At 46.1% G+C, this 3,070-nt stretch carries 3 protein-coding genes; 1 reads left to right on the top strand and 2 read right to left on the bottom strand.

Annotation, left to right across the window (positions count from 1 at the left end; all coding sequences use genetic code 11):
- A partial coding sequence (locus NW857_RS12635) for a phosphoribosyltransferase family protein (RefSeq protein WP_414369163.1) occupies positions 1-134 on the bottom strand: 134 nt, incomplete at its 3' end.
- Between the two features lie 107 nt (positions 135-241).
- Between NW857_RS12635 and NW857_RS12640 the strand changes: the two genes are divergently transcribed.
- The gene (locus tag NW857_RS12640) at positions 242-2,689 is read left to right on the top strand and encodes a class I SAM-dependent methyltransferase (RefSeq protein ID WP_414369160.1); all 2,448 of its coding nucleotides are present in this window, start codon (positions 242-244) and stop codon (positions 2,687-2,689) included.
- Between the two features lie 42 nt (positions 2,690-2,731).
- On the opposite strand, the gene NW857_RS12645 is transcribed toward NW857_RS12640, so the two are convergent.
- On the bottom strand, positions 2,732-3,070 hold a 339-nt coding region (locus tag NW857_RS12645; RefSeq protein WP_414369162.1), incomplete at its 5' end, for a phosphoribosyltransferase.

The raw sequence follows: 3,070 nt of genomic DNA on the forward strand, positions 1-3,070 counted from the left end.
ACGCCAGTGCGGATTTCCTCGATGTAAAAGCCGTAGTGGTGCTTAAGCCAGTGGACGGAGCGCTTCAGGGTCATGCCAGAATCGGCCAGATCGTCCACCAACAACACATGGCTGCCCAGGTTGGCAGTGGTCATGGCCAGATCTCTTTGAGGAAAAACTTACGTTTCTGAGCGAGCAAGCTTGACCGCACAAGTCTAGTGGTTTACGCTGTAAGGAGAAGCCATGAGAACTGTGTAGCCAAATGACAGAGAGCATTGCCAGGCATGACTACGTTAGTACCTCCTTTCAGAAAATCTATTTAGATCATTGCTTCCCTAATATGCGAGTTGGTAATGCGGATCAACGCTTCCCGTCTTACCTGCGCAGACATATTCCTCACCTTTGTTACGTGGATTGCCGCAATCCTTCAGTTAATTTTGTCAGTCGAGATGAAGCCCACATTCTCTACAACACTGCTCTCGAACTTAAAGGTAAATCTGCACTGGAAATCGGCTGCTGGCTAGGTTGGTCAACTGCTCACCTTGCAGCAGGTGGAGTTGTCCTTGACGTCGTGGATCCTGCCCTATTTGACCCAGTAGTCTATGAAAGTGTGGAGCAGTCCTTATGCCTAGCAGGAGTTCGCTCCAACGTTAACTTACATCCTGGCTATAGTCCAAAGAAAGTGGAAGAAATTGCCTTGCAAACTAACCGTCGCTGGTCTTTAATTTTTATTGATGGAAACTGTGAATCTCCTGCCCCCCTGCAGGATACTCGAGTAGTAGAAAGATATGCTGCTGAAGACTGCTTGGTTCTTTTTCACAATCTTGTTTTGCCAAGTGTAGCTGAAGGCTTAAACTACTTGAAGGATCGTGGTTGGAAAACAATGATCTATCAAACTATGCAGATTATGGGCGTAGCCTGGCGAGGTAATGTTCGACCAGTTGATCATATGCCAGATCCAAATGTGCACTGGACGTTACCTGAGCATCTCGGAGATTATTGCATTAGTGGGTTTGATCCTGTAATGCTCCAAGATTGGAAAACCGGTCTTCCAAAGGATGTCATGAACTCTATACAACGCGGGAGTTTAGCTTACTCATACAAAGGTATTCCTACAACTAAAAATCCTTTCGACATAGCTCTTTATCCTCTCTTGATTTGGCAAGTTAAGCCGAGAACGATCATTGAGATTGGCTCGTATTGTGGTGGAAGTGCTCTATGGTTGGGAGATATTTTGAGTAGTTTTGGCTTAGGTGCACACATCTACTCTATCGATGTAAATCGAGTCACGAGTTTATCTCATCCAAAAGTAACCTATCTTAGAGGAAATGGGCGTGAGCTTGAAGCAATACTGTCACCTTTTTTCCTCTCTAGACTACCGAGGCCATTACTTGTAATTGAAGATGCTGACCATCAGTACGAAACTACAATTAAGGTTCTTGAGTTTTTCCACCAACATCTCCTACCAGGAGAGTATATTATTATTGAGGATGCGATCGTCTCTGATATGGGAGAAGATATCCTTTATAATGGCGGACCGAAGCGTGCAGTCAGAGAGTTTTTGTCGAAATATCCTGATAGATACGAAATAGATAGAAGTTACTGTGATTTTTTTGGATCAAACTTCACTTGGTGCGTTAATAGCTATCTGAAGAAAAAAAATAAAGCTAACCAAGATTTAGATTTTCAAGTTGCTTACGAAGCCCTAGGTTTGCCTACTCTCTCAAAGTCGGAGTACTTCTTGGAGCTTTATCTATCTGCCAAAAAGATTTGTCAAGAAGATATCCCGGGAAATTTTGTAGAGTATGGGAAAGGAGGAAGCTCCGCTTTACTAGCTTGGGTGATTAGGCACCACAGCCATAGACCCCGCAAAGTCTACGTCCTCTTTGAAGAAAATCTTGATAAAGAAGCAGATAAGGCAAGTACTAGAACAGACGAAAGCTTACAACATTTGGGTGAAAAGCTTGAAGTTGGGGAATGTATTATTCCAGTTACTTTGTCTGAGAGTAACCTAGCTGCTTCCTTAAAGGAAGTTGGGGAAGTTGCATTGCTTTATATTCATGCCAATGGCGACTACAAGTCAACTATAAATGCACTTCGCAACTTATACAGTCAGGTTAGCTCAAAAGGTCTGATCCAGATTGAGGGCTATGGTCTTTGGGAAAGTTGCAGGCAGGCAGTTCATGACTTTGAGCAGGAAATACAGTCGTTCTTTCACATCCACATAATTGATCACACCGGAGCTTGGTTTACACCCGGGGAAAATAACCCAATTTTGCTATCCCAAGAAAAGCCAAGTTTCCCAGTTTCTAGAGTTTGCTTGGGCAAAGTTAGTTTAGCTCTGTTTCCCGATTGGGATCCCAGTTTCCAAGAAGCGACTATTTCCAGTCTGGAGCTTTTACTGGAGTTTATTCTGCTTAGCCCGATCCCTCAGGATTATGCCTTGATTGTATCCGCAGAGCTAGATTATGGAATGGCCGAGTCAATTCTGGAAACGGCAGCGGCTAACGTTACCCTCAAACTAACCGATTCAGGTTACGAGTTAAAGGAAGAGCCGTCTATTTCTCTGGTCAAAACTCTCAACTCGGAGCAGTGGAAACGGCTGCTGGCTCAGGTCAACTACCACTATCCTCTTGCTCACGAGCAGATCCCTGCTGGGATCCGCCCTGCCTTAGATAGGGTACCTCGCTTTGAGCTGCCGTCTAGATAGAGACATCACAAGGGTGAATTTGTAGACTCGCAGAGGACCAAGCTAACCCGAAGAGCGCAGCGCTTGCATCAACTGCTGGGGCGTCATCTGCTCGTAGGGCTCGAAGGGCTGATGGATCCAGGGGTTATCCGGCAGGTAGTCTACGTAGTAGTCGGGCTGATAGACGGAAGCGGCTTTGTACCAAAGTACGCCGGTGCGGATGTCTTCGATGTAGAAGCCGTAGTGGTGTTTGAGCCAGTGGACAGATCGCTTCAGGGTCATGCCGGAATCGGCCAGGTCGTCCACCAGCAACACATGGCTGCCCAGGTTGGCAGTGGTCATGGCCAGATCCCGCGAAAAGGTCAGTTGCCCCCGTTGGCGATTGCCAGGGCCGGAGTAGGA

Source organism: Synechococcus sp. H55.9 (assembly GCF_047462355.1).
In the GTDB taxonomy this organism is placed as follows: domain Bacteria; phylum Cyanobacteriota; class Cyanobacteriia; order Thermostichales; family Thermostichaceae; genus Thermostichus.